The following is a 5,714-nucleotide window of genomic DNA, read 5'->3' as shown; positions in this document are numbered from 1 at the left end:
GGGGACCGCGGTGCGGTGGGTCCGGAGTTCCTGCCCGCCGCACCGCGGTCCCCGCGCCCGGTGGCCGTCCCCGCGGTGCGGGACGGCCGGGCCCGGCGGGCTACTCGCCCATGCGGTCCATCATGTCGGCGTCGGCCACGGCGATGGCGACGCCGAGTGCCTCGGTGATGTGCCCGGCGGCCGCCATCACGCGGGCGGTGCCCACGATCGGGGCGATGGCCACCAGGACGTCCTGGAGCTGCTCCGGGGTGACGTTCGCCTCGACGGCGGGGCCCATGTGGGCCAGGTAGGAGATCGCCGGTGCGTCCATGGCGACGAGCGCGGCGATGCGGGTGAGGATCAGCATGTCGGCGCTCATCCCACAGCGCTCGATGGAGTCGAGCGTCATGGCGGCCAGGGTGTCGAGCACGGGGGTTTCGGACATCGTGGACATGGTCGGGCTCCCTCTCACGGGGTGTGGGCCCACACGGCGGAGGCGGCGCTTCCGGCCGGGACCGCTTGCCCTTCGACAGTAGGAGGCACCCGCCCGGGCCGCCATCCGGCGGCCGGTGGAGTGCCGCAGCTCGACCGCCGTCGGTCAGCTGCGGGCGAAGGCCAGCAGGTCGGCGTTGAACGGATCGGCGAACTTCGGGATCATCGCCAGTCCGTGCGGGGCGCCCGGGTAGATCTTGTACACCGCGCCCTTGACCAGCTTCGAGGACTTGTCGCCGGCGGCCACGATGGGCACGATCTGGTCGTCGTCCCCGTGCACGATCAGGGTCGGTACGTCGATCTTCTTGAGGTCCTCGGTCAGGTCGGTCTCGGAGAACGCCTTGACGCAGTCGTACGCGCCCTTGATGCCCACCGACATGCTCCAGAGCCAGAACTGGTCGCGGATTCCCTGGGTGACCGTGGATCCGTCCCGGTTGGCCCCGTAGAAGGAGGCGCTGAGGTCCCGGTAGAACTGCGAGCGGTCGTTGAGCACGCCGTCCCGGATCCCGTCGAAGACGTCGATCGGCAGGCCCTCCGGATTGGCCTCGGTCTTGAGCATCAGCGGCGGGATTGCACCGACCAGGACCGCCTTGGCCACCCGGCCGGAGCCGTGCCGGCCGAGGTAGCGGGTGACCTCGCCGCCGCCGGTCGAGTGGCCGACCAGGATGGCGTCGCGGAGGTCGAGGGTGTCCATGACCGCGGCCAGGTCGTCGGCGTAGGTGTCGAGGTTGTTCCCGTCCCAGGGCTGGCCGGACCGGCCGCCTCCGCGCCGGTCGTGGCCGATGGCGCGGAACCCGTTGTCCGCCATCAGCTTGAGCTGGGCGTCCCAGGCGTCGGCGGTCAGCGGCCAGCCGTGGGAGAAGACCACGGGCTGGCCCGCGCCCCAGTCCTTGTAGAAGATCTGCGTGCCGTCCTTGGAGGTGACGAAGCCCATCGGGGTCTCTCCTCGCTGTGGTCCGGAACTCCACTCACGGAAGGGGGAGTTCAGTGCCCGGATCCGGCTCCGGAGGTCGCACCGCGGACCAGCAGCGGACGCACAGGGCTCGACGCTGGGGTCGGCGGCGCGGGACGGCCGGAACGAGCACGTCCTGGCACCCACTCTAGTACGCGGGTCACGCCCCGCGATTCGTGCGCCGGGAACACCTCGGGGTCGACACCTCCGGTGGGCACCCCCGGTCCGCACCACCCGCCCGTCGGGGGCGACCGGGTCGGCGGGCGCGTCGACCGGAGCGGCGGCGGTGGTCCACATCGCCGGTCCCCAACGGCCGGGCCTCCGGCTCCGGATGACGGTTTGCCGGTCCACTGCCCGCCGGGGTCCCGGTCCGGCCGGTCGACCTGAAGCGCACCTGACGGGCCCGCCCGGCCGGGGCCGGGGGCCGCGGGGGCCGGTGCGGCCCGCCCGCGACCCCCGGCCGTTCCGGTCAGCCCTGCCGGGCCTTGAGCCGCGGATCCTTCTTGTTCACGACGAACGTCCTCCCGCGCCGGCGGACCACCTGGGCACCGGGCTTGGCCTTGAGCGCTCGAAGCGAGTTGCGCACCTTCATCTGCCCGTCCTCTCTCTTGCACCGCGACCCTACTGGCGTCGCGAGCATGCCAACACAGCTATTCCGCTACTTGTTCCCGGCCGGGCGCCCTATGCTCTGCGCACCGGGGATCAAGGGGGAGCCATGGCACGGAAAGTGTTGGGACCAGCGCTGTACGACAGGACGAAACTGGTGGTCGGACTCGTCGTGTCCGGCGGGTTCGTGGTGCTGGGCCTGCTGTGGATGGGTACGCAGGCCCGCTACCACTACCGCTACGCCGACGCCGAGCAGGTGCAGGCCACCGTCGTCAGGGTGGACTACTCCGACCCGCAGCACCACAGGCCGAACGGCATGGCGCTCGCGCTGCCCGACGGCCGGCAGGTCAGGGCCGACACCGATCCGGGCGACGGGCTGCCCCTGCTGGAGCCGGGCGCGGTCCGGACCGTGCTCATCGACCCGCACCGGACGTCCACGGTGGCGTTCCCGGCGCAGGTCGGCTGGCGGCAGGTGCTCTTCCCGTCCGTCCTGATCGTGGTGATCGGGCTGGGCGGCACGGCGGGGATGCTGCTCTACCGCGCGTTCTGGGGCCATGCACCGGTCAGGCCTCCGGCGAAGGCGCGCCGCCGGCGCTGACGACCGCCACGGCGGGGCGGCGCCGGCCGTACGGGACTCCGCCGCAGAACCGTCCGGTTTTCCGTTATCGCCGCCGGGCCCGCGGATCTCCTGAGTACCGGGACCTCTCCCGGCCGGAGTGCGTCGGGGCGGGTAAGGGCAGCGGCGGCGTCCGGCCCGGGCGTGTGCACCGGCTCCGCACCGCCCGCACCCTCGAAAGGGCCCGCCATGACCGACCACTGGGCCGGACACCGCGTCCTGCGTCTCTGCTCCCTCCCGCTGGCGGCGGGGGCGACCGCCCTGCTCGTCCTGGCCGCGTGCGGTTCGTCCCCGCAGACGGCGCCCCACGCCCACGCGGGCGCGCCCGGGGCGGACCACCACGCGACGGCGAACGGGCCGGCCTCCCCCGGCACGGCCGGGATGGCGGGGATGCCCGGGATGGCGACCATGCCGGGGATGCCCGGCATGGCCGGGATGCCGGCCGGCGAGGGTCTCGCCTCCGAACAGGACGGCTACCGGCTCGACCCCGCGACCACCACCCTGGCCGCCGGCCGGGCGGAGAGCTACCGGTTCACCATCACCGGCCCGGACGGCCGCCCGGTCACGGCCTTCGCCGAGGTCCAGACCGAACGGCTGCACTTCTACGCGGTCCGCTCGGACCTGACCGGCTATCAGCACCTGCACCCCACGATGGCCGCGGACGGCACCTGGACCGCCGCACTGGCCGCCCTCGAGCCGGGCGACTGGCGGCTGTACGCCTCGTTCACACCCGACGCCGGCCCGCGCAAGGGCACCGAGTTCGTCCTCAGCCGAACGGTGTCCGTACCCGGCCCGGCCGCCTCCGTCCCGCTGCCCGCGGTGGCGGGCACCACCGAGGCCGACGGCTACACCGTCGACGTCCAGGGCGACCTGACGGCCGGCACGGCCGACCCGCTGACCGTGACCTTCAGCAAGGACGGGCAGCCCGTCCAGGACCTCCAGCCCTACCTCGGCAGCTACGCCCACCTCAGCGCGTTCCACGAAGGCGACCTGGCCCTGGCCCACCTCCATCCCATCACCCCGCTCGCCGGGGACAACGGCGGACCGGCGCTGACCTTCTATGCCCTGCTCGGCCGACCCGGCAACTGGCGGGTCTACCTGCAGTTCCGGACCGCCGGACAGCTGCACACCGCCGCCCTCACCCTGCACGTCGCCTGACCCGCGCCCGCTGCCCCGGCCCGCCGTCCGACGGCCGCGCCGGGGCAGGGAACCTCAGGTGCCCAGTAGGACGAGGACCAGTCCGCCGACGACCACGACGAGCACCGTGACGACGACCGCGATCACGGCGGGCGTCAGCCGGTCCCTCAGCCCCTTCGGCGGCCGGACCCGCGCGGACTCGTCGGTACTCAGCTCCCACCAGGCCACGATCCGCCGGAACTCCGCGGCAAAGTCGGGGGCCGGGTAGAACTCGCTGTGCTGCAGCCCGGGCAGTGCGCGGCGCCGCCCGCTCACGAGGAACATCCGCGGCACGAGCGACGTCCCGTACTGGCTCCGGGTCTCGCGTACGTCGATCCACCGGATCTCGTGCCAGGGGTAGGTCCGGCCACGCCCGATGCCCCAGCAGACGGTTATGCCGCGGGCCCCGACCGTGGTCCAGCTCCGGAACGCCAGGAGGAGTCCCAGGCCGATGAGTACGACGGTCACCCCGAGCACCCAGCAGGTCCCGATCGGACCGAGCCGGTAGGCGGCGACGGAGGTCTGTGCGGCCAACACGGCACACAGGCCCGCGAAATGCCTCCAGGACGGTCGGTACCGGTCTCTCCCGCGGAAGATCAGTTCGGTCACGGCCCGTACGATACGCCTCGGGCGCCGCCCGCGAACGGCGGGGCGGTGCAGTTCAGTTGCTCAGCGGCTCAGCGGCTCAGCGGGCGGTCGGGATGCCGGATCACCCACAGGCGCAGCGCGCATCCCACGGCGGCGGCCCACAGCATGAAAGCGATCCGGGCCAGCAACCCCAGGCTCTGCGCCGCGGCGGCCGCCGTCGCCCCGGCCGCCGCGACCGCGACCACCACCAACGCCAGGACCGTGGTGGTCGGGCCGGCGAGCAGACCCAGCAGGCCGATCCGGCCCGTCCGCAGGCACCGCTCCAGCCTGCGGTCGCCCAGGGCCAGCCCGCGCTCGATCGCCGCCAGTTCCTGACGCTCCCGCCGGGAGAAGCCCGCACCCACGACGATCGCCTCCTGACCGCGTCCACCGTGCCGCGCCGCCGGGCCGGCCCTCGCCCCGAGCCTCGGGACCGGCCGGCTGGCGCCGTACGTCGTACTGCTTCCATTGTCGCCCCACGGGCGGGGCCCGGGGCCGGCCACCGCCACGTACGGCTCGCCGCTCGGGCTGCCGCTCCACGGGCAGCACGGTCGCGCCCTCGCCCGGCCCGGGTCTTGCGGGCGAGGTCCCCCTGCGCCGGCCGGGGCAGGGCATCGGGCGCGGGCAGGCCGTCGGCGCAGCCAGCACGGCGGGATCGGCCGGGGCAGTATCGGCAGGACACCGGCAGGGCGGGATCGGCGAGGCGCTGTTCGCCGGGCCACCTCCGCGTCGCATGCATGCGGCAGCGGAACGCGGGCACGCGACGGTGGTCCCCGGACCGGCCGGGACGGAACGGATGAAAGGGAGTCCCCATGACCATCCTCTGGGCCATCCTCGCGGGCCTCGTGATCGGCCTGCTCGCCAAGCTGGTGCTCCCGGGCCGCCAGGCGATCCCGCTCTGGCTGACCGTGCTGCTCGGCATCGCCGGGGGCCTGATCGGCAACAGCCTGGCCGCCGCGTTCGGCGTCCGTGACACCTCCGGGGTCGACTGGATCCGCCATCTGCTCCAGGTTGGCGCTGCCGCACTGCTGATCGGCCTGGTCAGCCCGGTCTGGTCGCGCCGGGGCCACTGAACCCCGGCCGTTCGACGCCACCGGCTCCCGTCCCGCACCCGCCGCCGCCCTTCGCCGTCGCGCGAACGGCGGCGTCGGGCATCCCGCTCCATCCCCGGAACGACGAGGCTCGGCGGCGGAGGGGCCCGGGACGTGGAAGCGGAGGACAAAACCAACCCCCCCCCGTGTATCGGCTTTCTTTTCCGGGAGCCGG

At 73.7% G+C, this 5,714-nt stretch carries 8 protein-coding genes; 3 read left to right on the top strand and 5 right to left on the bottom strand.

Annotated features, from left to right (window positions below; genetic code table 11):
• Positions 1 to 100: 100 nt before the first annotated feature.
• From AC2TEW_RS06715 to ykgO, 3 genes are all read right to left on the bottom strand, one after another.
• A complete protein-coding gene (locus AC2TEW_RS06715) occupies positions 101 to 433 on the bottom strand; it encodes a carboxymuconolactone decarboxylase family protein (RefSeq protein ID WP_484622391.1) in 333 nt (110 codons plus the stop codon).
• 144 nt (positions 434 to 577) lie between these two features.
• The gene (locus tag AC2TEW_RS06710; RefSeq protein WP_484622390.1) at positions 578 to 1,405 is read right to left on the bottom strand and encodes an alpha/beta fold hydrolase; all 828 of its coding nucleotides are present in this window, start codon (positions 1,403 to 1,405) and stop codon (positions 578 to 580) included.
• A 487-nt stretch (positions 1,406 to 1,892) separates the two neighbouring features.
• Positions 1,893 to 2,015 carry a type B 50S ribosomal protein L36 gene (gene ykgO / locus AC2TEW_RS06705; RefSeq protein WP_484622389.1) on the bottom strand — a complete coding sequence of 41 codons (123 nt, stop codon included), beginning with the start codon at positions 2,013 to 2,015 and terminating at the stop codon, positions 1,893 to 1,895.
• Between the two features lie 123 nt (positions 2,016 to 2,138).
• On the opposite strand from ykgO, the gene AC2TEW_RS06700 reads away from it, so the two are divergent.
• Together AC2TEW_RS06700 and AC2TEW_RS06695 are read left to right on the top strand one after the other, a co-directional pair.
• Positions 2,139 to 2,627: a hypothetical protein gene (locus AC2TEW_RS06700; RefSeq protein ID WP_484622388.1), complete on the top strand. Its 489-nt coding sequence runs from the start codon at positions 2,139 to 2,141 to the stop codon at positions 2,625 to 2,627.
• Between the two features lie 207 nt (positions 2,628 to 2,834).
• The gene (locus tag AC2TEW_RS06695) at positions 2,835 to 3,803 is read left to right on the top strand and encodes a DUF8832 domain-containing protein (protein WP_484622387.1); all 969 of its coding nucleotides are present in this window, start codon (positions 2,835 to 2,837) and stop codon (positions 3,801 to 3,803) included.
• Between the two features lie 54 nt (positions 3,804 to 3,857).
• Here AC2TEW_RS06695 and AC2TEW_RS06690 read toward each other — a convergent pair whose 3' ends face one another.
• On the bottom strand, positions 3,858 to 4,358 hold the full coding sequence (locus tag AC2TEW_RS06690) for a hypothetical protein (protein ID WP_484622386.1): 501 nt from the start codon (positions 4,356 to 4,358) through the stop codon (positions 3,858 to 3,860).
• A 140-nt stretch (positions 4,359 to 4,498) separates the two neighbouring features.
• On the bottom strand, positions 4,499 to 4,813 hold the full coding sequence (locus AC2TEW_RS06685; RefSeq protein WP_484622385.1) for a hypothetical protein: 315 nt from the start codon (positions 4,811 to 4,813) through the stop codon (positions 4,499 to 4,501).
• Between the two features lie 447 nt (positions 4,814 to 5,260).
• On the opposite strand from AC2TEW_RS06685, the gene AC2TEW_RS06680 reads away from it, so the two are divergent.
• The gene (locus AC2TEW_RS06680; protein ID WP_484622384.1) at positions 5,261 to 5,521 is read left to right on the top strand and encodes a GlsB/YeaQ/YmgE family stress response membrane protein; all 261 of its coding nucleotides are present in this window, start codon (positions 5,261 to 5,263) and stop codon (positions 5,519 to 5,521) included.
• Positions 5,522 to 5,714: the final 193 nt, after the last annotated feature.

This window comes from Kitasatospora sp. NEAU-CNBT7 (assembly GCF_057220535.1).
This window is presented reverse-complemented; position numbering and strand designations above follow the sequence as displayed.

Bases quoted from the DNA above. Each gene is read 5' to 3' on its own strand.
- AC2TEW_RS06715 (WP_484622391.1), bottom strand. From the start codon at position 433: ATGTCCACGATGTCCGAAACCCCCGTGCTCGACACCCTGGCCGCCATG.
- AC2TEW_RS06710 (WP_484622390.1), bottom strand. From the start codon at position 1,405: ATGGGCTTCGTCACCTCCAAGGACGGCACGCAGATCTTCTACAAGGAC.
- ykgO (WP_484622389.1), bottom strand. From the start codon at position 2,015: ATGAAGGTGCGCAACTCGCTTCGAGCGCTCAAGGCCAAGCCCGGTGCC.
- AC2TEW_RS06700 (WP_484622388.1), top strand. From the start codon at position 2,139: ATGGCACGGAAAGTGTTGGGACCAGCGCTGTACGACAGGACGAAACTG.
- AC2TEW_RS06695 (WP_484622387.1), top strand. From the start codon at position 2,835: ATGACCGACCACTGGGCCGGACACCGCGTCCTGCGTCTCTGCTCCCTC.
- AC2TEW_RS06680 (WP_484622384.1), top strand. From the start codon at position 5,261: ATGACCATCCTCTGGGCCATCCTCGCGGGCCTCGTGATCGGCCTGCTC.